Genomic DNA, 24,620 nt, shown 5'->3' on the forward strand with positions numbered 1-24,620 from the left:
GCGGCCGCTTCTAGTCAGCTATCCTCCGCCATCAGCATCAGGTTCTCGACCTGAGCCTCACCCACGCCGCGCTGGCGATCTTCGCCAATAATAACATCGGCGATTGGGACACGTTTGATATTACCCCCATTGAGCAGCTTCATTTGTGGCCACCTAGGGGCAACTGCGCGAAAGTTGCCTGCTCGTTCATCCCATTGCCCCTGCTATCCAAGCCATCGCCACCAGCATCACGACCAGTGCGCAGCCTCCCAAAAAGTCACATGAAAACGCTTTTGGTGTCGGCCAGACCCGACGCACCCAGCCCCGCATCAGCCGTACACTCTCTGGTGCCGAGCGCGTGCGAGCTCTGCCTGCACAGTGCCGCTGAGGCTCTTCAATAGCCCCAAGCGAAATGCGCAGGCCTCATCTGTAATCTCCGAAACCCACTGGATGGCCAGCGCCAACCGCAAATCGTCACTTAGTCCGTCGGCGATGACTTCGATCTCGGCGAACAGAGCACTGGCCGTTTGGTCAAAAGGAGCCTTGCTGTGTGTAAATGCGCCGTTCGGTCCCATTGTATTTACTCCCACCCGCGCTCATTCAGCGAATGAGCGGTCTCATTCGCATGCTGGCGCACGATTTCGGTGTAATGGCGGGCGACCATTTTTGGCCCCGCGCGTTCGATCAGCATTGCAAGCTGCTCCCGCCCCTGGCACCGCTGGTCTGGCCAAAAATCGCATTGCGAACCGAGCTTGGGTGGAGCCCTTGCTCTTCACACCAGTCGGTCAGACTGATGCCCTGGGTACGAAGCACCCCCAAGATCACATCATAAAGGATTGTCCCAGGCCGGTATGGGAAAGGCTTTTTATCCATGCTAGTTCCGCCTAATGCGTTTCGTGGTTGTTACGCACTGTAGGTAGTCATTTGACTACCTTCAAGAAGCAATGGTTGTCATTTGGCGACCTTTTTGTGGTGGTGGGATATGGCGACGTTAGGTGAACGGTTAAGAGAAGAAAGAGAGCGCCTCGGATTGAGCCAGGTCGCATTTGCCGAATTAGGTGGCGTCGGAAAACACGCTCAGATCAATTACGAAAGCGGCAAACGAAAGCCCGACAGTAACTATCTCACAGCCATCGCCGATGCCGGAGTAGACGTTCTCTATGTTCTGACAGGGGAGCAAAACGTGGTCACAGCGCACACAGTGGCAAAAGGTGCTGAGGCGATTTCTTCGGCCTTACGTGGCGGAGCACGGTTCGAGACAGTATTGCCCCACACCCGTACCGCAGCACAGACACCTGAATCGTCTAACCATTCCATCTTCATTGATGGCACAGACTATGCCACAGTCGCCCGTTACGATGTTGAAGCTGCAGCCGGCCCAGGCACAACAGTCGACCTCGTCGAGCAAGCTGACCGTGTCGCATTTCGCCGTACTTGGCTGGATCGGATTGGTGTCAAGCCCGAGAACGCGGCCCTGCTTCGCGCTCGAGGACACTCAATGGAGCCATTTATCTGGGACGGCGATCTGCTGATGATCGATACGACCAGGATTGACCCGGACTTGTTCCGGCGCGGCCGCAAAGGAATCCAAGATGCTATTTTCGTGCTTGAGTACGGGGGCGATCTGCGCGTCAAATCTGTGCGCCGACCGGAACCAGACAAAGTATTAGTCTACTCCGAGAAAGGTCATCGGTATGACCCTGAGGTCTATCAAGGCGAAGAGATTAACAACCTACGGTTCGTTGGTAGGGTCGTCTGGTGGGCTCATACCGCTGTCTAAAGACTGCGAAACGCCGTGAAAAAAGGTAATTGTAACCAATTCAATCACTAATTAGGCGAGAAGGCCACCAAGCCGCCATTCGCTGCACGTGCAGCAAGGTTGAAGAAGCTAATCTTCGAAAAAACCTTGAAGATCATTTCTCAGCTCTTTTAGGTCATCAATGTGAGCTGAGCAGTTGGTACTTAGTTCCTCAAAACTGAGCATTGACACAGCGCGTTGAACGTCGGACTTACTCTTTTCATAAGTCATGCCAACCGCGCTATACAATTTCTTTAAATCTTCTGCTGGGGTTTGGATCTCGTGCGAAGATTGTGGGGCAGGAAGATAATCCAAGATTTCCATAACTCGTGCGTTTGTAAGATCACTGTGGAGTCTCAAGAAGTGGGTGTTTTCTGCGAGAAACCAGGCTTCAGTTTCAATAACAGCCAGCCGAATACCAATGTCGTCCTTGTCTGCTAGCACACTGGCGATGCCGGACCTCAACCTTTCGGTTTGATCAACTCTCTTTGGCCTCACGTCTTGTAGACCGATTATCTTTTCGAAGCCTTTGCTTTTCAGATTCTCATAGTTGTCCCTGATATCAGTAACTACCCGGCTATCCGAGCTAGAGTTGGTGACTAGAATGTAGTGGGTCGTTTCACCACCCGGACCCACGGTTTCGTCACTCACCTCTATGAATTGTCGGGGAAGCTTTGATGATCCACCGAAGCCTGAAAGTTCTTCTATCTCCACGGTTCGAGGAGAAGCGAGGAATTTAATGAGTTCCACAACAAAGATGGCCTCAGTCTGGCCTTCAACATAAATCGCAATTTTTTTCATAGGGTCAATTTGAAAGGAAATCCGTGGCGAGAAGGTCAAAATTGCTGAGGCCCGTGAACTCGAACTCTTCGAATTTTTCTTTCGAGTTGCGTACATTGAACGCCTTGACCACATGCCCACTTCTTCTAAGAACGTTCCAATGCTCCAACGGGACCGAATTCAAAATAAAGCGGTCATTGCTGGCCAAAATAAGCTGAAATCCCTCATTTTTGGATTTCTCAATTAAAAGTGTGACGAGTTTAGAACTGCGTTCAAAATCAAGCCCATCACCGACATCATCTGCGACCAGGCAACTGAGCTCATTTTTCCTAAGCCGATAGTTCACGTGAACTATCGTCGCAATCGCGGCAAACATACCTGAAGAAATATTGAACTGTTCTACGTCACACTCAAGATCTTCTTCTCGTAGGTACAACCCAATTAGGTCGCCGGGTACCGGATCCTGCGGATAGAATTTTTCTACCTTCTTGGTTCCAATTTTTGTAACTGGATATCCTACCGTCCGTAGGTCAGCCGCAATTGCATCACCAAAACCGTCAAACTCTTCAACCCCACGACGCATCAGCTCAACCACCTCCGCCTGATACGAAGGATCACCGCTATCTTGTTGAACGCTTGAATGCACCAGTAGCGTCAAAGTCTTTCTGGACGCCTTGTCTAAATTTAGGTGAAAAGTCTTTTTCCCCCAATCACTTAACGGGATTAGATATGGATGTTGGATTTTGTCCTGCCTAGATGAAACTGCAATTTGGTCGGTTGGTGCTTGAAATTCTACTAACTCAGGATCGTTGGATTTTCGCTCTAACCTGATTTCTCCTTCACCATCTTGCCCACGATCGATCAAGATTGTGACGTCCTTGCCAACCTGCCGGATTAGCCTTTCTTTTTGGACTTTTCGGTCTTTGACCTCCAATTGGTATGCCAATTCTCCTACTTCATCAGCGAAGACAACATCCCAAACACCATCCGCTAAAGACTTGCTCCTTCCCGAGAGGAGGTTAGACAGCGCAAAAATAACACTGAGGGTTCGCGACTTCCCGGTCGCATTTCTACCGACTATCAAGTTCTGGTCACATAAATCCATTTGCTCCAAAACCCACTCACTTGGTAGGTTTTTATGTTCAGAGTATGAAATCGATTGTAGGCGCAATCTAGCTCTCCCAAGTGCATGTCGAATGCCAGCTTTAGTAGTATATATTTGTTAACCGATGACTATAAGCTTCTCCCCGCAGAAGAAAGTACTCGCTTGGGCACATGACACTAAATCTCATTGCAATTTTGTGGGACAAATTGATGCGCCTGCAGCATCCTTAAGATGATCCAAAGTCCGCTAAGGGCTCTACGCACCAGTTCGGGCACGTCGCAGAGAAAGTCGGTAGCGAGCCCATATTGACCTCATTCAGCGATGCAGCCAATGTCGGCTTTCAAGAGGTTGGGTTTGCTAAATGGTTCCAAAACTTTTCAAGACACGATGCATTGCTGCGTTGGCGGTAGCCCTCTGGTTATGGGGCAACCCGATTCACGCACAGAACTTGGTGCAAGATTTTGAAAACCTCTTTGAACGTTGTCGCGTGTCTGTAGAAACGAGTTCAGTTTTTGACAGCAGAGGGCTTCAAAGGCAGGAAGTTCCACAGCGCCATGAACGTGATTGGGGTATGTCTTCGGCGCAAGAGGCTTGGGTTTCACCGGGATCAGAATGGTATGTTTTGCTTACGGAATGGACTTCTAGAGATGGCACGAAACGGCATCTATGCAATATTTTTTTGAACGAGGAAGAGTACATTCTGGGTTCTGTTGAACAAGCGCTGCTTCTGCGACACTTTTTGATGAAGCAAGTCGAGTTAATCAGTGCCGGAACTCATGAAAACGAAGTGCAACTATCTCCCATATCGCCATTAATTAATGCCGCATTCTTGCTTTCAGGGAAGAACCCAAAGGGCTGCATCGTAATCAACAGTTTTGCGTTTTCGCCCGACGGCATGTTCTTTTCAGCAGGGTCTGGCGAACAGGCCGTGAAGCCCTGCGAAGCTGAATAGACAGGCGGTTCCAGTATGATCGGCTGAACCACAAGCGGTCATTTGGCGGAAGAAATCGAAAGACAATTAAGTCCCGCTCACCAGCAATTTGTGACCATGTGTTGAATGTCTAGAATATGCGGTTCGCGACCTGCTGCGAGAGCGAAAGACAGATGGCAACTAACTTCCGGTAAGGGCTCTTTGCAGGCGTTCGAAGCTAACAGTATTGGTCGACAGGCGGCGCAAAATGGCAGGCGCCAGAGATACTCTGAGCCACCTCGATGACCCATAGGCACCTTGAGATTTGGTCCAAGATTCGTTCTAGGTTTAGCGGATTGACGGTCCGCGCCTGACTTCACCTAAGATTCTGTTTTGTGAAGATAAATCCCTTTCCTAGAACTCCCGCAGAAACTTAGAAGCCGAATTCTAAGTTCAGAAGCACGAAAACCATCATTCAAGAGGGCTTCACCACACTTTCACTGCCGTTTTAAGCCTAATTCAATGGGGTTTGCGCGTCCTCCGAGCAGGCAGCCGGTTAAACACTCCTCAGGTCCCTCACAGCTCTCTCAGCGCCCGATTTTGGGGTTTGTGCATGACAACGCGGTTTCAACACCCCCACCGCCTCGTTTCCCGTTGTGCCCTTATTTTTTTGACCTTCCGAAGTCTTCCGGTCTCTGCGGGCCTCTTCCGGGTTCACTGCAGGAATAAGTGTCAACTAACACCTGCCACGTCCCCAGCACCGGCTGCCCTGCAGATACAGGAACAGACAGCGAGACAGGCAACAGAGCAGCCTTGATATGGGCTGGCATATCGTCTGGGCCTTCGTAGGTATGCTTCAGATAGGCCATCGCAGGATGATCGGACGGTGGTACCAGCCTTTCAAAAAAGGCGCGCAGGTCCGTTTGCACTTCGGGATCGGCATTTTCCTGAATGGCCAGCGAACACGAGGTATGCCGCACGAACAACGTCAGCAAACCGTCGCCAGAGACCGAGTTGAGCCAGTTGCGCACGTCCGAGGTGAATTCGTACAGCCCCGGACCCTTCGTCGAAATATTTAACTCGGTCTGCATATGGCGATCAGTCCTGGATCAGTTGAAGAACGGGCGGACGTTGCAGCGTCCGTTTGCGCCCTGAACCGACATGCTTTCGCCGGGGTTAAAGCCGGATGATATCGAACTGCTTTGCTGGGCAACACCCCCTTCAGGCGGCGCTATCGAAAACTTAACGGACGTCCGCCGACCCGTTGCTTCACTTGGGCCGTAGCCACGCACAACGTAAATGCGCTGCTGCCAGCCGGCCCCCAATGTCCTGCGTGCAAAATCCGCAGCTGCGCACCAGTATCCGTCCACATCCCGGCGGGTACGCGGTATCACCTCGAATACTGTGCTGCTTAACGCGACGGTCTGATATCCGTTCCGCGCAGCGGATGCAGATAAGGGCACACTTAATAAGAACGCGGCAGAAACCGCTAAAGTCACAACCTTTTTCATAATCATACTCTTTCTGTTACCAGGTGATTTTTAAAATAGTATACTTCCTAAACGGGCAAAGCCGGTTCACAATCAATTCAGCATTTCGCCGCCTGTGCGTGATCGGACGTTAGCCAGCCATGATATCGGATCAAAGTCCCAAGGAACGGCATATCGGCAGACACGTCGAACCTGAACCGGCCTTCGTCATCCTCCCATTCCACGGTCTTTGAACGCGGCAGCAGGAACTTTGGACACGGAATGCCCAAAAAACTGAGACGCCTGATCCGGATCGACAACCGCCCATTCTCAAATACCGGCATTAGCCAAATTGAGAGCCGACCAAATCTTTCACGGACACAACCAAAATCATGATCATAGGTAAGCCGGGAGCGGGTAATGTGGCCACCGAAATCGCGTGTCCAGACCCAAACAGGCCCGTTCCTATCTACCTTGACCTGCACTGCTACATCCTCACCGTCCGGCGGCATTTGCCCAAGGCGCAAGGCCAATCCGGTGAACAATCCCCTACCCGTTTCGACCGTGCATCGCCCCGAATAACGACCGGAACCGCCATGCAGCAATTCAATCGCTTCTGGCAGCTCTGTCCGTGCTGGTAGGGCCTGCAAAAAGGGATCCGGTTCCAATCAGAACCCCTCGGGCAGGAAACGGGACCGCAACGCCGGGTCCGGGATCATACAGGTGGCCGCGCGCCCGAAGATCGCGTAGCGGTTTTTTGCAATCGCACGATACAGAGGATCTTTGACAAACCCGGGCAGCAGCCTGCAGACCGATAGTGCGGGCCAGAGCCCCGGTAAATGGCGCATGGCCACTGCGAACGCATCCAGCCGCTGGTAAATTTCACCGTCGGCAATCACGAGGTTGGTTTCAAAATCCCGTGTTGGCAACCCGAGTTCAGAATACAACCTTTGCCCCAGAGGCGACTGCGCAGTGGCAAATTTGAACCGCTGTACCTTGTCCCGCGCCACCATGAAGTGAAAAAACCCCGAGCATAGAACGCATTCTCCGTCAAAGACGATGAAATCCTGACCATCCCCCAGTTCGGTTGCTCGTTCGGTCATGCCAGATACGCCTGATAATTCCGTTGCACCAAACCATTACACCGCCGCGTCATTCGGACAATGCGACACTGGGCACCATGGCGGATTGAACGTGTCGGGGAGCCACCGGCAGTCTGCACGACAAGTTTCCTGGGCTCTGACCTCATCCCCTAAAAGGTTCCAACCCGACAACGCGCGGAAAATAGTCATACCTACGACTGCGGTCTTGCGTAATTCCGCCAATGTAATTTGAATATGTGACAACCATTACGGCCCTCGCCGAAAAGGTAGCCGGAGTAGGCACAAGTTTAACACTCAGATTAATTGGTATTAAAATATGGACGTCGATATTGCCCGCATTCAAGTGTTGGCCAGAACGCTGGAACAACGCGCAGAGAATCCCGCGGTTGTTGACCGTGTGTTTGCCAAATGCGGCCTCAGCCGCGACAACATCGCGCCGCCCGTAACGGCATTCAGCGCGCACAAAGAAGCCCTGTTCGCCCGCTACGCTTGCGACGCCTTGAACGACATTACCTTTTCCGCCCGGGCCGGGTTGGCGTTCATCGCATCTTCCAGCGTGACCGCCTATATCAGTAAGTACTCGCGGGATCTGAAGCAGGTGGTGGAAAACACATCGCGTTTTCACAGTATTATCGACCCGGCATTGTCCTTCAGCCTGCGGGTCGCGGGAAACTTCGCTGCAATCGAAGCCGAGTGGAAGGACGCCAGTTTTGCCCGATATCACCGGCGGACCGAGTTTTTGATATTCGCTGCGCTGGCGCGTATGCGGTCCTTGACGCAGACCAACTTCTTCCCCATCGAAATCAGGTTCCAGCACGAGGTCGGTGAGAGCGGCAAGCATTACCAAAAGATCGCGGGCTTTCCGGTTACCTTCGGCGCGGAAAGGCTGGAAATCGTGCTCACTTTGTCCTCGCTGGACTTGCCCGTGCCGACCTATGACCCGAGTTTACGGGAACACCTCCTGGCTTACGGTGACCGCATTCTGGCCGAACGCAGGCAGCCAACGCAACAGCTCAGGGCACAGGTCGAAGGGTTGATCACGCGATCCCTGCCCGGCACGATCATTCAGGCCGACGACGCGGCGGCCAATCTGGGTATGAGCCCACGCACCTTTGCCCGACGACTGAATGATGAAGGAACGAGTTATCGCGAGATCGTCGAAGACCTGAGATGCGATCTTGCGCAGACCTTTCTCACTGACGGGATTCCATTGTCCGAAATCGCATATTCGCTTGGCTACGCCGACCAGCCAGCCTTTTCAACAGCATTCAAGCGGTGGACCGGCCAATCCCCCAGCACGTTCCGGAGCCGCCTGGAGTCCTGACAACTAGGTGTGTGGCCGGGGGTCATCAGCGGCAACACCTCGCCCCGGCCCGTCCCATGAGTGGACTTTTAGGATATAGAAATCCCGCGGCTACCAGCCTTGTGACTTCTCGCCAAATTGAGTTTCAAACCGGACATCATGATCATCGCGTGAGCCGAAAAGAAAAAGGCGCCTCGTTCGAGGCGCCTTTGACTTTACTGATCCAGGAAAGACCGCAACTTTCGTGATCGGCTGGGATGCTTCAACTTCCGCAGCGCTTTCGCTTCAATCTGACGGATACGTTCACGGGTCACGCTGAACTGCTGACCAACCTCTTCGAGCGTATGGTCGGTGTTCATGCCGATACCAAAGCGCATCCGCAGAACGCGTTCTTCACGCGGGGTAAGTGAGGCCAGAACTCGTGTGGTCGTTTCCTTGAGGTTCTCCTGAATGGCGCTGTCCAGCGGCAGCACGGCATTCTTGTCCTCGATGAAATCGCCCAGCTGGCTGTCTTCCTCGTCGCCAATCGGCGTTTCCAGAGAGATTGGCTCTTTGGCGATTTTCATCACCTTGCGAACCTTCTCCAGCGGCATCTGCAGCTTTTCAGCCAGTTCTTCCGGTGTCGGTTCGCGACCGATCTCATGCAGCATCTGGCGACCGGTCCGAACCAGCTTATTGATCGTTTCGATCATGTGCACCGGAATACGGATGGTCCGCGCCTGATCCGCGATTGAGCGTGTGATCGCCTGACGGATCCACCACGTCGCATAGGTCGAGAACTTGTACCCGCGGCGGTATTCGAACTTGTCCACCGCCTTCATCAGGCCGATGTTGCCTTCCTGAATAAGATCAAGGAATTGCAGGCCACGGTTCGTGTACTTTTTGGCAATCGAGATCACCAGACGCAGGTTTGCCTCGACCATTTCCTTCTTGGCCTGACGCGCCTCTTTCTCACCCTTCTGAACCTGCTGCACGATGCGGCGGAATTCGGGGATGTCGAGACCGACATACTGGCCAACCTGAGCCATGTCGTTGCGCAGTTCTTCGACCTTCGCGGTCGAGCGTTCGATGAACATCTGCCAACCCCGGCCCGGCTTTTCACCCATCTCGGCCAGCCAGTTCGGGTCCAGTTCGCGCCCACGATAGGCGTCAATGAACTCACGACGGTTGATGCGGGCCTGGTCGGCCAGTTTCACCATCGCGCTGTCCAGCGACATGATGCGGCGGTTGATGCCATACAGCTGGTCGATCAGAGCTTCGATACGGTTGTTGTGAAGGTGCAGCCCGTTCACCAGCTCCACGATCTCTGCGCGCAGCTTTTGATAGGTCTCTTCATCCTTTTCACTGAACGAGCCATCCTCGTTCAGAGTTGCCGAAATCCGGCTGTCCTGCATTTCCGACAACATCGCAAAGTCGGTCGAGATCCGCTCCAGCGTGGTCAGAACCTGATCTTTCAGTGCGGCTTCCATCGCGGCCAGCGACATGTTGGCCTGATCGTCGTCGTCGTCGTCGTCGTCGTTGTTCAGCGGGTTGCCATCTGCATCCAGTTCAGGTCCGGTATCCTTGGCAGGCTTTGCCGCCTGCACGGCCGAAGTATCGACTACAGGCTCTTCAACGTCGCCATCCTCATCCATCTGGTTGCCGAACGTAGCCTCCAGATCAATGACATCGCGTAGCAGAATGTCTTCGCTCAGCAATTCGTCGTGCCAGATGGTGATCGCCTGGAAGGTCAGCGGGCTTTCGCACAGACCCAGGATCATAGTGTTCCGACCGGCTTCGATCCGCTTGGCGATGGCAATCTCGCCCTCGCGGCTCAGCAGTTCGACGCTGCCCATTTCGCGCAGATACATGCGCACGGGGTCATCGGTGCGATCCAGCTTTTCGGTGGCGGCACCAGCCAGCGCAACCTCACGGTTGCTGTCGGTGGTGGTCAGTTCGGTCGAGCCTTTATTCTCTTCCTCTTCGGCCTCTTCATCTTCGATGATGTTGATGCCCATCTCGGACAGCATCGACATAACGTCTTCGATCTGTTCCGAGCTCACCTGATCAGGCGGCAGAACCTGATTGAGCTGGTCATAGGTGATGTAGCCTTTCTCGCGGGCCTCGGCGATCATCTTCTTGACCTGGGCCTGGCTCATGTCCAGCGAGATTTCCTGTTCCTGCTCTTCGGATTTGCGATCTTCGGTCGTGTCTTTGGCGGCCATTCAATGCTCCTGCAGGGATGGGTGATTCGTTTGAACCGAATCATTAGCGCGTGAAAGTGATTCGGCCACCCGTTTACCCGTTTTTCTTTTCCAGTGCCTTACGAAAACATCACTTTAGCGACGTTTCCGTTCAAAATTGATGCCTGACATGATCGCCTGAAACGCGTCTTTCTCGTCGCGGTTGATTCGTGCGCCATTGTCAGCGATGTCGAATACCGCCCTGTCCTCATTCTGGCTGCGGCTTGTGCGGTTACGCTCTTCGGCGGCCTGAGCCAGCCGATATGTCAGCGCCTCATCGGCCAGATCGGACAGTTCCTCTGCAGCTTCGGCAATCTCGGCATCCAACCCCCGGAGCGCTTTGATTTTTGCGAGTTCCTCGGCCAGCGTGATCTCGGCCTTTTCAACTTCGCCTGGTTTGAACACACAGGGGATTACTGCGACATGGCGAAGGGCCAGCAGGTTTTCAAGGATTTCACCGCCTAAAGTTTCAATAATGTGGTCTTTCAGATGATCCGGATCGTCGATGGCATGCCGCAGGATAGCCTCGCGCAGGGCGGCATGATCGGGGTCGTGACATTCCATCTCTTCCAGCTGGTGCTCGAATTGGATCACAACTGAGGGGTTCAAAACGGCGATTGCCAGAATTGCAGCTTCGCGCATCTGGATATCGGCGTTCTCCGACGACGCCAGAAAAGAAGCGCGCGCACCGGGGGTTGCCGGCTGCTTTTGCGGCTGCCACTTGCCGCGCGGTTGCCATTGGCGATTTTGCGGCTGGCGTTGTGGACGGAATAGCTGCCAGCGCAGGTCCTTGATCTCTTGCCCGTAATGCGACCGGATAGATGGGTCGCGGATCAGCTTGATCTTTTCCTTGAGGGATTTATCCAGCGCCGCTTTGCGCTCTGGGCTGTCGAACACCTTCCCTTCTGTCTCGCGCTGCCACAGCAACTTGACCATAGGAATCGCGTTTTCCAGCACCGCCTGCACAGCACCCGGCCCTTCCGCACGAAGTAGATCGTCGGGGTCTTTGCCCTCGGGCATCAGGGCAAAGCGCAAGGATTTTCCGGCTTCCAGCAACGGCAACGCCAGATCGACCGCCCGCATCGCCGCGCGCAAACCCGCTGTGTCTCCGTCCAGCGCGATGATCGGCTCATCCGAGATGCGCCAAAGCAGTTGCAACTGATGCTCGGTAATCGCTGTGCCCAGCGGAGCAACCGAGGCTCCAAATCCAGCCTCGGCCAAGGCGATCACGTCCATATAACCTTCTGCGACGATCAGTGGCTGCCCCTTCCCCGCCGCCTGTCGCGCGGGTCCGTGATTGTAGAGACTGCGTCCCTTGTCGAACAGCTCGGTCTCGGGCGAGTTCAGGTATTTGGCATTGTCGTTGGGGTCCATCGCCCGCCCGCCAAACGCAATGCAGCGTCCACGCGGGTCGCGGATCGGGTACATGATCCGGTTGCGGAACGTGTCATATGGCTTTTTGCCCTTGTTCGACGGTTTCGCCAGACCTGCGCCAAGAATCAGATCCTCGGCCACGTTCTTGCCGCGCAGGTGATCCCACAACGCCTGCCACCCGTCCGGTGCAAAACCTATCTCCCACCTATCCAGCGCCTGTGCATCCAATCCTCGGCGTGTCAGGTAATCCCGGGCCGCCGCCCCTGCCCCGGTCTTGAGTTGCAGGCGAAAGAACTGCGCCGCCTGCTCCATCACCTCTGCAAGTTGCGACCGGCGATCCTGTTTTTCCTGCGCTTTGGGGTCGCGCGCGGGCATCGGCATCCCAGCCTCGCGCGCCAGAATCTCAACCGCCTCAATGAACGAGACGTTCTCGGTATCTTTCACAAAGCTGATTGCGTCGCCTTTGGCGTGGCAACCAAAGCAGTAATAAAACCCCTTTTGGTCATCCACGTGGAAGGAAGCCGTCTTTTCGTGATGAAACGGGCACGGCGCCCACATGTCCCCTTTGCCCTGATTGGACTTGCGCTGATCCCACATGACTTTTCGGCCGACGACCTGAGACAGGCTCAGCCGGGTGCGCAACTCATCCAGAAATCCGGGGGGCAAAGACATGGGTTAAACTTGGCAGAAATGGAAACGCGCGCCAAGGGCATGACGCGCGTTTGTCCACAAGGAAATGATGGGGCTGTGGATTATTGCTGCATACACAGCTCAAGCCATGCGGCGCCCAGATCCTTTTTGCGCACATCGCGCATCTTTTGCTCATAGACCCAAGGCGTAATCAAAGGAATCGCTGCGTTGTAGTTTTCGGGCCAGGTCGGGCCGGTGTCAGCCACGGCCTGCGGCACGTCGCGCTCTTTGACACGGTCCAGTCGGGCCTGCTGAATCGCCTTAACAACATCCGCCTGATATTGGCAGCTTTGTTCCTTGGTCTCTTGTGCGGCCAATGGTGTGGCCAGCAAGGCAGCAGCGATGGCGATACGCAACATGGGGTACTCCGGTAATCGATTCTTTCGCAGCAGCTTACCCGCCGCAAGCGGTGCCTGCCATGACCGTTTTCAAAGTACGACATGTGCCGGACTGATCCGGTGTCAAGTTTTGGGGCAATCTGACAAATGCCTGATTGCCCCTGATTTCAAACCATTACAGCCCTTTGGCGCGATAGCTTTTTGCGACCCGGTCGATGGCAACGATGTAAGCTGCGGTCCGCAAATCCTCGACATCTGCACGATCGTGCCAGACCTCACGCATCGATTGGTAAGCGATCCGCATGGTGTCATCGAGACCCGAGCGCACCAGCTCCAACTCATCCGCGCCCCTTAGGTACTTGGATTTGAAATTCGGTGACATCGACCAGGCATCAGCAAGGTAGCGGTCCAGTCGCTCAAGCTCGCTGACGATCAACTCGTGCCGCGCCTCTTCCTGACGTCGCTGCATACGGCCAAAACGAATGTGACTCAGGTTTTTGACCCATTCGAAATAGGAAACGGTCACACCACCCGCGTTGGCATACATGTCCGGGATGATAACCGTACCTTTCTTACGCAGGATCTCGTCTGCACCGGCGGTCACAGGACCGTTCGCAGCCTCGATGATCAAAGGCGCCTTGATCCGGTCAGCGTTGGACAGGTTGATAACGCCCTCCAAAGCAGCCGGAATAAGGATGTCGCATTCTTCCTCAAGAACCGCACCGCCCTCGGCCGAGTGCGTCGCATCCGGGTAATCACTGACACCGCCATGTTTGACGATCCACTGACGCACCGATTCCACGTCAATTCCGTCAGGATTATAAAGCGCGCCGTCCCATTCGATGATCCCCACGATTCGCGAGCCATCCTCTTCGCTGAGGAATTTCGCAGCGTGGTATCCCACGTTGCCCAATCCCTGAACGATGACGCGCTTGCCGTCCAGCTTACCGGACAGGCCTGCTTTCTTGATGTCTTCCGGGTGCCGGAAAAACTCACGCAGAGCATACTGGATACCGCGGCCCGTTGCCTCGACCCGGCCAGCGATGCCCCCGGCATTCAGCGGTTTACCTGTCACACAAGCGCGCGAGTTGATGTCCGTTGTATTCATCCGGGCATACTGATCCGCCATCCACGCCATCTCACGCTCACCCGTCCCCATGTCGGGGGCTGGCACGTTCTGCGACGGGTTGATGAGGTCTCGCTTGGCCAGTTCATACGCAAAGCGGCGGGTGATCTGTTCCAACTCGTGCTCTTCGTACTTGCGCGGGTCGATACACAGACCACCTTTGGACCCGCCAAAAGGTGTTTCGACCAAAGCACATTTATAGGTCATCAGGGCAGCAAGCGCTTCGACCTCATCCTGATTCACCGCCGTCGCATAGCGTATGCCGCCTTTAACGGGCTCCATATGCTCGGAATGAACCGAGCGGTATCCGGTGAAGGTATGGATGTCGCCACGCAGGCGAACACCAAAGCGAACCGTGTAGGTGGCGTTGCAGACCCGGATTTTCTCCTCCAGCCCCGGAGGAAGATCCATCAGGGACGCCGCCCTGTTAAACATCAGGTCTACACTCTCGCGAAAGCTGGGTTCATTAATGGCCGTCATTTAATCCTCCGTGCCGACGAACGACTGGCGTTCTGACGTTTTGTCGCACCCATTGGGTAAACGATCAATATTTAAGCATAAATAAAACAGGAAAATCATCGTGAATATTTGCGAACGGGGTTGAGTCGCGTCTTTTGCCCAAACTGGCGAAATTGTCCCTCGACCGAAAACAGAGAGGTCAAAGACCGGCGATTATCCCCGACCCGCCGGCAAACTTGCCAATTACCTGGCGATTTTGCCCAATTCACGCCACGTTTCGCCGTTAATTTTCAAACGTTAACTTTTCCTTAGCAGCGCTGGATGTCTGCTCAGCGGGGACAGCAATATGGCAAGACGCATTTTTTCAAATGTCTCGAATGGCACTGAAGTAAAAGTTTCAAAGTTCCGGCAATTCGCCAGAAACGAAGACGGATCGTTCATCGTTTTCGTGGTTATCACTTTCTTGTTGATCGTCGCGACGACCGGAATGGGCGTCGATATGATGAACTTTGAGCGGGACAGGGCCAACCTTCAGGCAACACTTGACCGTGCGGTTCTTGCGGCAGCTGACCTTGACCAGAAACTGCCTCCAAAGGATGTTGTGAAATCCTATTTAGAGAAGTCGGGTACGCCCGGTAAACTCGTGGGCGAACCAGTAGTCGTCACGGGTCTGGGTTTACGTAAAGTGACGGCCACTGCTGACGTCCTCGTCAATACCAATTTCATGAGGCTGTCAGGTGTAAAAACACTGGAGGCCCGCGTCACCAGCACCGCAGAAGAGTCCATTGGTGCAGTCGAGATTTCACTGGTTCTGGATATGTCCGGCTCGATGGCCTGGGCATCGGCGGAAGCGGGGAAGTCTAAACTTGAAGTACTTCAGGTTGCGGCAAAAAGATTTGTTACCGAGATGATATCAAAGCAGGAAGGCAATGATGTCTCGATCTCAATCATACCTTACGCAACCCAGGTAAACGCGGGTGAAAAAATCCTGAGTAAGTTCACAAATGTGACCAACGAACATTCGTATTCACACTGCGTTAACTTCACGGCGGACCAGTTCAAGTCGCCAAATCTGAAAACGTCGACCGCGTTGCAGCGCACAGCGCATTTCGACACCTACAAGCCAGGCAGATCAGGCACGCCATCGACTCCGCGTGAGCCCAACACATATCCGACCTGCCCCGTTCGAGCCGGCAGTGAAATCACACCTCTGACCAATAACGTCACAACTCTGCACGATGAGATTGATGATCTGACTGCATTTGGTCGAACTTCAATCGACATCGCGATGAAGTGGGCGTCCGCAATGGTGGATCCGGAGTTCAGACCCGTTGTGGAAAAACTTGCGTCTGACACAGAAAAGGTTGTTCCTTCCTATTTTTCCAACCGTCCTTTGGACTATGATGAGGACGTACTGAAGATCATTGTCGTTATGACTGACGGCGAGAACACGGGTCAGTTCAAGCTGAAATCCAGCCTGCGCAGTGGCAATTCGGATGTTTGGTACAACCCGGACTACAGGGGATATGACCAAATATTGAAAAAGACTGTGGACGGAGAGTACAGCGTTCGTATCTCAAACAATCCGCCGCTTTACTACTGGTCGCGCCAACGTGCTTACGCATACCACCCTTATGGCGACAACGAACCAGGTGATGCAGTCCGGCTGACCAATCCCCAACTGTTCGCCATGACAAATCTGGACTATAACGCCAAAAGCAATTTTCGCTGGGATGACAACTACGTAAATAAATATTACACCAAAGCGTTTTCCCAAGTCGGCGCAGGCGAAAAGAACACTCGGACAGCTGACATATGCAGAGAGATCAAGGATGAAGGCGTACACGTGTACGCGATCGCTTTTGAAGCCCCGGCCGTTGGTGTAACTACTATGTGGAATTGTGCAAGTTCGGACAGTCACTTCTTTTCAGTTAACTCTGACGGCAATCTTACTGGCAGCGATCCGGACGCCGAACCGCAAACACTGGAAGAAGTCTTCGTGTCGATCGCCTCTTCGATCAAAAAGCTGAGGCTGACCCAATGATCTTGAAAACACTGGCAAAAGCGGTGCGTTTCAAACGCGCGGAAGACGGCAATGTAACGCTCGAGTTCGTGCTTTTGTTCCCTTCGCTCCTTCTGTTTGTTGTCGGCGCGATGGAGTACGCCTTTGTGACGATGCAACAATCCATGCTGGAAAGGTCGGTCGATCTGGTTGTACGCGATATTCGTCTGGGTACCGGCAAGGAACTTACCCACGACCAGATCAAAAAATCGATTTGTGATCGCGCTCTTATGGTCAACGATTGTAATCAGAACCTGCGTCTGGAAATGAGAGTTCAAAACGCGTATGCGGGAATAGATCTGCCCGCGCAGCCAGATTGCACCGACAACTCGGAAGAGGTCAAACCGGTGCGGCGCTTCAAAAATGGTCAAGCCAACGACCTGATGATCTTGCGGGCGTGCGCCAAGGTCGATCCTCTGTTGCGAACGACACAAATGAGGCGCGCACTGGTCGATGAAACCGGGCAGATTACCCTGACGGCCACGACTGCATTTGTACAGGAGCCTTGAGAACGGCATGGCCATTTTTTCAAAGTTTCGAGGATTTCTGCGACGCGCAAACCGTGACGAGCGGGGATCGCTGACGGTTGAATATGTCCTTATCTTCCCTCTGCTGGTGTGGACGGTAACTGGCACCTACAGCTTTTTTGACGGCTTCCGCCAAAGTGCGGCCAACCTGAAGGCGTCTTATACAATCGGTGACCTGATCTCACGGGAAGCCTACTCGCTCACGGATACTTATTTTCAATCGCTATATATTCTGATGCACCGGATGGTTGATAATGGGTCGCAACTCGAAATGCGGGTAACTGTGATCAGATATGACGAGGACGACAAACGCCATTATGTGATGGGGAACACCAGATGCGGTTTCACGGCAAACTGGGAAAACGCCAACATCAAACAACTGAAAGACAGCCTTCCGCCCATGCCTGATCAGGATACGCTGATCCTTGTTGAAACAAGAAACAAGTACGTTCCAACGTTCAATATTAGCTGGCTGGCCGACGACTACACCTTCGACAATTTTGTCTTCACGCGGCCTCGCTTTAACGACAAGGTCGCTTGGGCTGCGTCGGACGAGTTTTGTCAGCAGAATGTGGAGCCAGTGCAAACAGCATCTCCGACATAAATTTTGTCTCGGCGGCAGAGGTCATCCCACCTACGCCAATGCGGTGACCGACGCGCCACCATAGGCCCGGTGCCCACGTGTTGGGCGCCTTTGTACGCGTACGAACCAGAAAGCCGTTCGAGGGTTTGAAGGCAAAGACGCCGCGTTCGACGGTCTCGATATCCTCAACCTTTGCAATGAGTTGCCCTGCCCCGGTTCGAAGTTCTGACTCGGTCAGCTCGATCCAGTCACTGGTGGCTTGCCACATGCGATAGGCCAACCAGAAAGCACCGGCTCCGACCGCAAGCAAAAAGACCAGCCATGCCGGTTCCGGCGGGGTAGTGAGAGCGACATAAAGAACCAGCGCACCGACGATCGACAGCATTCCCACGCCAGTCCAGCGCCTCGGTGCTGACGGTTTGACCGTAGCCAGAATTTCCTGTTGCATTGTCGTCCCCTGCTCTGCTCCGCCCGGGTTTAACTGCTTTGACAGTCGAAAAACAGAGGGCATCTTATTCTCGATTTTTGCACAACCAGCGTGTTTGCACGCGAATTGACGCAGATCACGCACAGGTTACATGATCCTCACAACACCAGGAGGCCAACATGTCCCTTAGACCAACACTGGAAACCCGCAAAGCCACCCCGACGATGGAAGGCGCAGGCGTCAAGCTACATCGGGCATTCGGGTTTCAGGACCCGTCCGAGCTCGACCCGTTTCTGTTGTTCGATGACTTTCGCAATGAGCGCCCGCAGGACTATCAGGCGGGGTTCCCCTGGCATCCCCATCGCGGCATCGAGACGATCACCTATGTTCTTTCTGGAACCGTCGAGCACTCGGATTCTTTGGGCAACACCGGAACACTGGGCGCGGGTGATGTTCAGTGGATGACAGCCGGGTCCGGGATCCTGCATCAGGAAATGCCCAAGGGAAACGGCGTTGGCCAGATGCACGGGTTTCAGCTTTGGGGCAATTTGCCATCGGACCAGAAAATGACGGCACCGCGCTATCAGGATGTTCAAAGCAAGGAAATACCGGAGATCACCGATGACGATGGCACCACAGTACGCGTCATCGTTGGCGAGTTCTGGGGCAAGACAGGTCCCGTGGACGGCATCGCTGCAGATCCGCAATATCTGGACGTGCAGATCCCTGCAGGCGTGAAGAAGACCTTTTGCATCGACACATACCGTCGGGCGTTCGCCTATGTTTTTCAGGGGCAAGCGGCCTTTGCTGACGCCTCACAACCCACTGGCGTACTTCTGGAAAAAGAAGTCGCCGGGCAAGAGGTCAATATTCGTGACATGTCCGGAGACCGAACGCTTGTGCGTTTCGGAACCGGCGATGAGGTCACGGTTCAGGCCGGGCCTGAGGGTGTTCGCTTTCTGCTGATCTCCGGCGCGCCAATTGACGAGCCGGTCGCCTGGCATGGCCCGATCGTCATGAATACACGAGCAGAGCTGGAGCAGGCATTCCGAGAGCTGCGGAACGGAACGTTCATCCGTGCCGCTCACTGACAAGGCGACTTCGGTCAGGCGGTTACGGCGCGCCTGACCATATCCCAATAAACCTGCTCGACCTCGTCCAGCGACAACCGTCCGCCTGTCCGGTACCAGGTCATCACACCGTTCAACATGGCAATCACTGCCAGAGTTGCGATCTTGGTATCGGCGACCGAGAAAAGCCCTGCCTGCTGTCCATCCCTCAGAATGGTCTCAAGCGAGTCTTCATAAGTCCTGCGCAGGGCCTCGATTTCAGAGAAATTTTCGGGAGTGAGATTACGTAACTCCATGTAAGCAATGAATACCTCATCTGGCCTCTGCAAGTGAAACCGAATGTGAAAGCCTACAAAGCGGCGCAGGGCATCCTCTGTATCTGCCGGATTGCCCAGTTCATCGTAGGCCGACAACAGGTCTTGCATGTGATCATGCATCAGACGGAACAACAGGCTCTGTTTGTCGGGTGTGTAGTTGTAAAGCGCCCCGGCCTGCACGCCAACTTCCTTAGCAATCTGGCGCATCGACACAGCGGCGTATCCATGTCGGGCAAATAGCCCCAGCGCAGCTTTGCGGATGCGCGGGCCGGTGATGTCGGAATGTGAACCTTGGGTACGTGCCATTTCGCCACCGTATATGAACGCATGTTCATATAGAACCCCGCTTGAACGCCCGCCTTAAAAGGTGCATCACGGTGTCAGTCGCCATTGAAAGGGTTCCGGATGAAACCCCTGCCATTGCTGGTTTTGTTTCTGACATGCGCTGCGTGCGCGGACTTTTCGGAATTGGAAGGGCGCGAACTGCCGAATGTGCGTTCGGCGGCGTACCCTAAGCTAATCCCGGTTCAGGACATCCTGGGCCCGCCAGTGGACCCCGTGAGCGAAGCGGCTGAGGTCGAAGAGGATCTGACCGCGCGCAGCGAAGCACTGGCGAAAAAGGCCGAAGCGCTGCAAAACGCCGAAATAAACTAGCCTTCAACAATTCGAATGCCCGTATCTGCTGTCTCGGATTGCGCCCCGGCGCTGAACCCGTTAAGGCACCGATGAACGGGCGGGCAGCCCGAAACCACAGAAATTCGAGCGGAAAGGAACCCACGGGATGACACAGGCGCTGCGGCTGGGAATTGCGGGCTTGGGAACGGTTGGCGTGGGTGTCGTGCGGATCGTGCGCCGGCATGCCGATCTGCTGCAGGCGCGTACAGGCCGTGCGATCGAAATCACCGCAGTTTCAGCGCGCGACGCAAGCAAGGACCGCGGCGTGAGCCTGTCGGACTACGCATGGGAAACCGATCCCGTCGCTCTGGCAAAACGCGATGATATTGACGTCTTTGTAGAACTGATGGGCGGCGAAAACGGTGCCGCCAAGGCGTCGGTCGAGGCGGCATTGGCCGCAGGCAAAGATGTTGTCACCGCAAACAAAGCACTACTGGCAATCCACGGTCAGGAGCTTGCCGAAAAGGCCGAGGCCGCAGGCCGCGTGATCCGTTTCGAGGCCGCCGTCGCCGGTGGCATTCCCGTGATCAAATCCCTGACCGAAGGCTTGGCGGGCAACGAGATCACCCGCGTCATGGGTGTGATGAACGGCACCTGTAACTACATTCTGACCCGGATGCAGTCACAGGAGCTGGGCTATAACGCGCTGTTCGAAGAATGCGCAGAGTTGGGATACCTCGAAGCCGACCCGAACCTCGACGTGGGTGGCATCGACGCAGCGCATAAGCTGGCGCTGCTGTCCTCGATCGCGTTTGGCACCAAACCGAATTTCGACGGCATCCAGATCGAAGGCATCCAACATATCAGCCTGGACGACATCCATCAGGCCGCAGACATGGGCTATCGTATCAAGCTGCTGGGCGTTGCTCAGCGCTCGGCGCGCGGGCTGGAACAGCGGATGCAGCCCTGCCTTGTGCCCAGCGGATCGCCCTTGGGCCAGCTGGAAGGTGGCACCAACATGGTTGTCATCGAAGGTGACGCGGTTGAACAGGTTGTTCTGCGCGGCCCAGGCGCGGGCGAAGGCCCCACGGCGAGCGCCGTGATGGGCGACGTTTGCGATCTGGCACGCGGGCTGCAAATCCCGACTTTTGGCCGTCCAGCGACCACACTGCAAGATGCGAAGCCCGCCATTACCGGTCTGCCCGCCCCCTACTATCTGCGCCTCGCGCTGTTCGACAAGCCGGGGGCACTGGCCAAAGTGGCCGCCATTCTGGGCGATGCGGGTGTCTCAATCGATCGGATGCGCCAATACGGGCACACCGAAGCCACCGCGCCGGTGCTGATTGTCACACACAAAACCACACGCGCGACGCTGGACGTCGCGCTGGAAGGCCTCCGCGCGACCGATGTTGTATCGGGCGAGCCCGTTGCACTGCGGATTGAAGAGGTTTGACCCTTGCAGCCTGCCCAAAACGCAGGCTATGCCCGATGAAACGCCTTTATTGACCTGAGGATACCTAAAATGAGCGCTGCCAAAATCGATTTCAACGACCGCCTGTTGTCTCTGGGCCTAGCACGGGTCGCGGAACAGGCCGCACTGGCCTCGGCCTCGCTGGTTGGACGTGGCGACGAAAAAGCCGCGGATCAGGCGGCGGTGAACGCGATGCGGGAACAGCTGAACCTGCTGGACATTTCCGGCGTCGTCGTCATCGGCGAAGGCGAACGTGACGAAGCGCCTATGCTGTACATCGGCGAAGAGGTCGGCACCGGAACAGGTCCCGGTGTGGACATCGCGCTGGACCCACTGGAAGGTACGACGCTGACCGCCAAGGATATGCCGAACGCGCTGACCGTGATCGCAATGGGTCCGCGCGGCTCGATGCTGCACGCGCCGGATGTCTACATGGACAAACTAGCCATTGGCCCGGGCTTTCCTGAAGGCGTTGTCAATCTGGACATGAGCCCGCGTGAGCGCGTTGAAGCGCTGGCAAAAGCCAAGGGCTGTGAGCCTGCCGACATCACCGTCTGCATTCTGGAACGTCCCCGCCATGAGGCAATAATCGCCGAAGTGCGCGAGACCGGTGCCTCGATCCGCCTGATCACCGATGGTGACGTGGCTGGAGTCATGCATTGCGCTGAAAGCGAAGAGACCGGCATCGACATGTATATGGGTCAGGGCGGCGCGCCTGAGGGTGTTCTGGCCGCCGCTGCGCTGAAATGCATGGGTGGTCAGATCTTTGGCCGCCTGCTGTTCCGCAATGACGATGAGCGTGGCCGCGCGGCCAAGGCAGGCATCACCGACCTGGACCGTGTGTATTCCCGCGATGAGATGGTGACGGCCGACGTGATCTTTGCCGCAACCGGTGTAACCGGTGGCTCCCTGCTGCCGCGCATCAAGCGCGAGCCGGGTTGGGTCGAAACCACTACTCTGCTGATGCGTTCCAAGACCGGCTCGGTACGCCGTATGTCCTACCGCACACCGATGTGGCCGCACAACGAAGCATAAGCGGCTTGCGCCGCTGCCTTCGGCGAGAGTATTTGTAAAAAGATGAAGAGGCCGGGTCCGAGAGGGTCCGGCCTTGGCATATGAGGGCAGGCATGAGTTTCTTAGGGGTTGAGCAGTCACTGACAGGGCGGCGTTGGGTCGGACCGGAGGCTGAGGTCGAACGGGCCACGGAAATGCTGGTGCAACAGGCTGGCCTGCCGCGTGCGGTGTGTCAGGTTCTGGCGCGGCGTGGCGTTCCGCCCATGGAAGCGCAGAGCTTTCTGGACCCCAAGCTGAAGGAACTGCTGCCTGATCCTCGGTCCATGAAAGATATGGAGAAGGCCGCAACGCGCTTTCTGGAAGCCGTCCGGAACAAGCAACGGATAGCGGTGTTCGCTGACTATGACGTCGACGGCGGCAGTTCGGCGGCTCTGTTGCTGGTCTGGCTGCGCCAAATGGGGCTGCAAGCCACGCTCTATGTGCCGGACCGGATTGATGAGGGCTATGGGCCAAACCTACCAGCAATGCGGGAGCTGGCGGCTGCGCATGATCTGATCATCTGCGTGGACTGCGGCACGCTCAGTCACGAACCGATTGCGGCGGCAAAGGGCGCAGACGTCATTGTTCTGGACCACCACCTTGGCGGTGAGACGCTGCCCGACTGCGTAGCGGTGGTGAACCCCAATCGGCAAGACGAAAGCGGCGATCTGGGCTATCTCTGCGCGGCTGGCGTTGTGTTCCTGATGTTGGTTGAGGCCGGCCGTCAGTTGCGCGAGGCCGGGGCTAAAGGTCCGGACCTGATCAGTCTGCTGGACCTCGTGGCCCTTGCGACTGTTGCAGACGTGGCCCCCTTGATTGATGCGAACCGGGCGCTGGTCCGACAAGGTCTGAAGGTCATGGCGCAACGGCAAAGGCCGGGATTGGTCGCGCTGTCGGATGTTGCGCGTATGGATTCGGCCCCCAACAGCTACCATCTGGGCTTCCTTCTGGGGCCACGCGTCAATGCGGGTGGGCGGATCGGTCAGGCCGATCTGGGAGCACGCCTGCTGAGTACCGACTCGATAACCGAGGCGGAGGCATTGTCTCAAAGACTGGACGAGTTGAATACCGAACGGCGGGATATTGAGAATGCAGTGCGCACAGCAGCGCTGGAACAGGCCGAGGAACGCGGGCTGGACGCGCCCTTGGTCTGGGCGGCGGGCGAAGGATGGCACCCCGGCGTTGTCGGCATCGTAGCGTCGCGCCTCAAGGAAAACGCCAATAGGCCCGCGATTGTCATCGGTTTTGACGGCGATGAGGGAAAAGGATCGGGCCGCTCGGTCTCGGGCGTTGATCTGGGCGCATCGATCCAGCGATTGGCGGCTGAGGGCCTTTTGGTCAAAGGTGGCGGTCACAAGATGGCGGCTGGTTTGACCGTCATGCGGGATCAGTTGGAACCGGCAATGGAACGGCTCAGCGAATTGTTGGCCAAACAGGGCGCAGGTAAAGGCGGTCCTGCGGACCTGAAGCTGGACGGTGCGCTAATGCCCGGTGCAGCTTCGGTCGACCTGATTGAACAGATCGAAAAAGCCGGTCCTTTCGGGGCCAGCGCACCTGCCCCGCGCTACGCCCTGCCGGACTTGCAGGTCCGCTTTGCCAAACGCGTGGGCGAATCGCATCTGAAGCTGTCTTTGTCAGACGGCATGGGTGCAGGGCTGGACGCAATCGCCTTTGGTGCCTTTGACGGACCGATGGGTGAACGGCTGTCCAATCACGGCGGTGCCCGGTTCCATTTCGCCGGACGGCTCGAAGTGAACACATGGGGCGGGCGGCAAAGTGTTCAGCTAAGACTGGAAGACGCGGCAGAGGCAAACTAAGCCCGTTTCCGGCCCCGCCAAA

25 protein-coding genes are annotated in these 24,620 nt (G+C 55.6%); 11 read left to right on the forward strand and 14 right to left on the reverse strand.

The window, feature by feature from the left end; all coding sequences use genetic code 11:
- Positions 1-14 precede the first annotated feature (14 nt).
- Entirely contained in the window at positions 15-143 is a 129-nt protein-coding gene (locus MHN28_RS24830; protein WP_255732290.1) for a hypothetical protein, read from the reverse strand.
- A 165-nt stretch (positions 144-308) separates the two neighbouring features.
- Positions 309-554 (reverse strand): hypothetical protein, encoded by a 246-nt coding sequence (locus tag MHN28_RS08760; RefSeq protein WP_239338035.1) that lies wholly within the window; start codon positions 552-554, stop codon positions 309-311.
- A gap of 407 nt (positions 555-961) precedes the next feature.
- On the opposite strand from MHN28_RS08760, the gene MHN28_RS08765 reads away from it, so the two are divergent.
- Positions 962-1,759 carry a S24 family peptidase gene (locus tag MHN28_RS08765; protein ID WP_255732293.1) on the forward strand — a complete coding sequence of 266 codons (798 nt, stop codon included), beginning with the start codon at positions 962-964 and terminating at the stop codon, positions 1,757-1,759.
- Between the two features lie 108 nt (positions 1,760-1,867).
- Here the strand turns inward: MHN28_RS08765 and MHN28_RS08770 are convergent, their stop codons facing one another.
- Both MHN28_RS08770 and MHN28_RS08775 read right to left on the reverse strand, forming a co-directional pair.
- Entirely contained in the window at positions 1,868-2,578 is a 711-nt protein-coding gene (locus MHN28_RS08770) for a hypothetical protein (protein WP_239338038.1), read from the reverse strand.
- 4 nt (positions 2,579-2,582) lie between these two features.
- Positions 2,583-3,728, reverse strand: a complete 1,146-nt coding sequence (locus MHN28_RS08775; RefSeq protein WP_239338039.1) for an AAA family ATPase — start codon at positions 3,726-3,728, stop codon at positions 2,583-2,585.
- Positions 3,729-4,023: 295 nt separating this feature from the next.
- Between MHN28_RS08775 and MHN28_RS08780 the strand changes: the two genes are divergently transcribed.
- Positions 4,024-4,614, forward strand: a complete 591-nt coding sequence (locus tag MHN28_RS08780; RefSeq protein ID WP_239338040.1) for a hypothetical protein — start codon at positions 4,024-4,026, stop codon at positions 4,612-4,614.
- A gap of 620 nt (positions 4,615-5,234) precedes the next feature.
- Here the strand turns inward: MHN28_RS08780 and MHN28_RS08785 are convergent.
- From MHN28_RS08785 to MHN28_RS08800, 4 genes are all read right to left on the reverse strand, one after another.
- On the reverse strand, positions 5,235-5,663 hold the full coding sequence (locus tag MHN28_RS08785; RefSeq protein WP_239338041.1) for a secondary thiamine-phosphate synthase enzyme YjbQ: 429 nt from the start codon (positions 5,661-5,663) through the stop codon (positions 5,235-5,237).
- 18 nt (positions 5,664-5,681) lie between these two features.
- A complete protein-coding gene (locus tag MHN28_RS08790) occupies positions 5,682-6,083 on the reverse strand; it encodes a hypothetical protein (RefSeq protein ID WP_239338042.1) in 402 nt (133 codons plus the stop codon).
- A 77-nt stretch (positions 6,084-6,160) separates the two neighbouring features.
- Complete coding sequence (locus tag MHN28_RS08795; protein WP_239338043.1) at positions 6,161-6,709, reverse strand: DUF4166 domain-containing protein; 549 nt, start codon at positions 6,707-6,709, stop codon at positions 6,161-6,163.
- The gene (locus MHN28_RS08800; RefSeq protein ID WP_239338044.1) at positions 6,710-7,144 is read right to left on the reverse strand and encodes a thiol-disulfide oxidoreductase DCC family protein; all 435 of its coding nucleotides are present in this window, start codon (positions 7,142-7,144) and stop codon (positions 6,710-6,712) included.
- A gap of 316 nt (positions 7,145-7,460) precedes the next feature.
- On the opposite strand from MHN28_RS08800, the gene MHN28_RS08805 reads away from it, so the two are divergent.
- Positions 7,461-8,468: an AraC family transcriptional regulator gene (locus MHN28_RS08805; protein ID WP_239338045.1), complete on the forward strand. Its 1,008-nt coding sequence runs from the start codon at positions 7,461-7,463 to the stop codon at positions 8,466-8,468.
- A gap of 194 nt (positions 8,469-8,662) precedes the next feature.
- On the opposite strand, the gene rpoD is transcribed toward MHN28_RS08805, so the two are convergent.
- From rpoD to MHN28_RS08825, 4 genes are all read right to left on the reverse strand, one after another.
- The gene (gene rpoD, locus MHN28_RS08810; RefSeq protein WP_239338047.1) at positions 8,663-10,651 is read right to left on the reverse strand and encodes an RNA polymerase sigma factor RpoD; all 1,989 of its coding nucleotides are present in this window, start codon (positions 10,649-10,651) and stop codon (positions 8,663-8,665) included.
- 114 nt (positions 10,652-10,765) lie between these two features.
- The gene (gene dnaG / locus MHN28_RS08815; protein ID WP_239338050.1) at positions 10,766-12,715 is read right to left on the reverse strand and encodes a DNA primase; all 1,950 of its coding nucleotides are present in this window, start codon (positions 12,713-12,715) and stop codon (positions 10,766-10,768) included.
- An 80-nt stretch (positions 12,716-12,795) separates the two neighbouring features.
- Positions 12,796-13,092: a hypothetical protein gene (locus MHN28_RS08820; protein ID WP_239338053.1), complete on the reverse strand. Its 297-nt coding sequence runs from the start codon at positions 13,090-13,092 to the stop codon at positions 12,796-12,798.
- A gap of 154 nt (positions 13,093-13,246) precedes the next feature.
- A complete protein-coding gene (locus MHN28_RS08825) occupies positions 13,247-14,677 on the reverse strand; it encodes a Glu/Leu/Phe/Val dehydrogenase (RefSeq protein WP_239338056.1) in 1,431 nt (476 codons plus the stop codon).
- A gap of 325 nt (positions 14,678-15,002) precedes the next feature.
- Between MHN28_RS08825 and MHN28_RS08830 the strand changes: the two genes are divergently transcribed.
- The 3 genes from MHN28_RS08830 to MHN28_RS08840 are packed head-to-tail and all read left to right on the forward strand — an operon-like array spanning position 15,003 to position 17,849.
- The gene (locus MHN28_RS08830; protein ID WP_255732301.1) at positions 15,003-16,700 is read left to right on the forward strand and encodes a TadE/TadG family type IV pilus assembly protein; all 1,698 of its coding nucleotides are present in this window, start codon (positions 15,003-15,005) and stop codon (positions 16,698-16,700) included.
- On the forward strand, positions 16,697-17,227 hold the full coding sequence (locus tag MHN28_RS08835; protein WP_239338062.1) for a TadE/TadG family type IV pilus assembly protein: 531 nt from the start codon (positions 16,697-16,699) through the stop codon (positions 17,225-17,227). Before MHN28_RS08830 ends, MHN28_RS08835 begins: the two co-directional genes overlap by 4 nt.
- A gap of 7 nt (positions 17,228-17,234) precedes the next feature.
- Entirely contained in the window at positions 17,235-17,849 is a 615-nt protein-coding gene (locus tag MHN28_RS08840; protein ID WP_239338064.1) for a TadE/TadG family type IV pilus assembly protein, read from the forward strand.
- Here the strand turns inward: MHN28_RS08840 and MHN28_RS08845 are convergent.
- Positions 17,767-18,276, reverse strand: coding sequence for a hypothetical protein (locus MHN28_RS08845; protein WP_239338066.1), 510 nt, complete (start codon positions 18,274-18,276; stop codon positions 17,767-17,769). The two genes, MHN28_RS08840 and MHN28_RS08845, sit on opposite strands and share 83 nt — an antisense overlap.
- 158 nt (positions 18,277-18,434) lie before the next feature.
- Here MHN28_RS08845 and MHN28_RS08850 point away from each other — a divergent pair, with 158 nt between their 5' ends.
- Positions 18,435-19,346 carry a pirin family protein gene (locus MHN28_RS08850; protein WP_239338068.1) on the forward strand — a complete coding sequence of 304 codons (912 nt, stop codon included), beginning with the start codon at positions 18,435-18,437 and terminating at the stop codon, positions 19,344-19,346.
- Between the two features lie 14 nt (positions 19,347-19,360).
- Here the strand turns inward: MHN28_RS08850 and MHN28_RS08855 are convergent, their stop codons facing one another.
- Complete coding sequence (locus MHN28_RS08855; protein ID WP_239338069.1) at positions 19,361-19,948, reverse strand: TetR/AcrR family transcriptional regulator; 588 nt, start codon at positions 19,946-19,948, stop codon at positions 19,361-19,363.
- Between the two features lie 99 nt (positions 19,949-20,047).
- Between MHN28_RS08855 and MHN28_RS08860 the strand changes: the two genes are divergently transcribed.
- The 4 genes from MHN28_RS08860 (at position 20,048) to recJ (ending at position 24,598) form a co-directional block, all read left to right on the forward strand.
- Complete coding sequence (locus MHN28_RS08860; RefSeq protein ID WP_239338070.1) at positions 20,048-20,296, forward strand: hypothetical protein; 249 nt, start codon at positions 20,048-20,050, stop codon at positions 20,294-20,296.
- Positions 20,297-20,423: 127 nt separating this feature from the next.
- The gene (locus MHN28_RS08865) at positions 20,424-21,710 is read left to right on the forward strand and encodes a homoserine dehydrogenase (protein WP_239338071.1); all 1,287 of its coding nucleotides are present in this window, start codon (positions 20,424-20,426) and stop codon (positions 21,708-21,710) included.
- Between the two features lie 69 nt (positions 21,711-21,779).
- A complete protein-coding gene (gene glpX, locus MHN28_RS08870; RefSeq protein ID WP_239338072.1) occupies positions 21,780-22,763 on the forward strand; it encodes a class II fructose-bisphosphatase in 984 nt (327 codons plus the stop codon).
- A 92-nt stretch (positions 22,764-22,855) separates the two neighbouring features.
- Entirely contained in the window at positions 22,856-24,598 is a 1,743-nt protein-coding gene (recJ, locus tag MHN28_RS08875; protein ID WP_239338073.1) for a single-stranded-DNA-specific exonuclease RecJ, read from the forward strand.
- Positions 24,599-24,620: the final 22 nt, after the last annotated feature.

The sequence above is a fragment of the Ruegeria sp. Ofav3-42 genome (assembly GCF_022347725.1).
Lineage (GTDB): Bacteria > Pseudomonadota > Alphaproteobacteria > Rhodobacterales > Rhodobacteraceae > Ruegeria.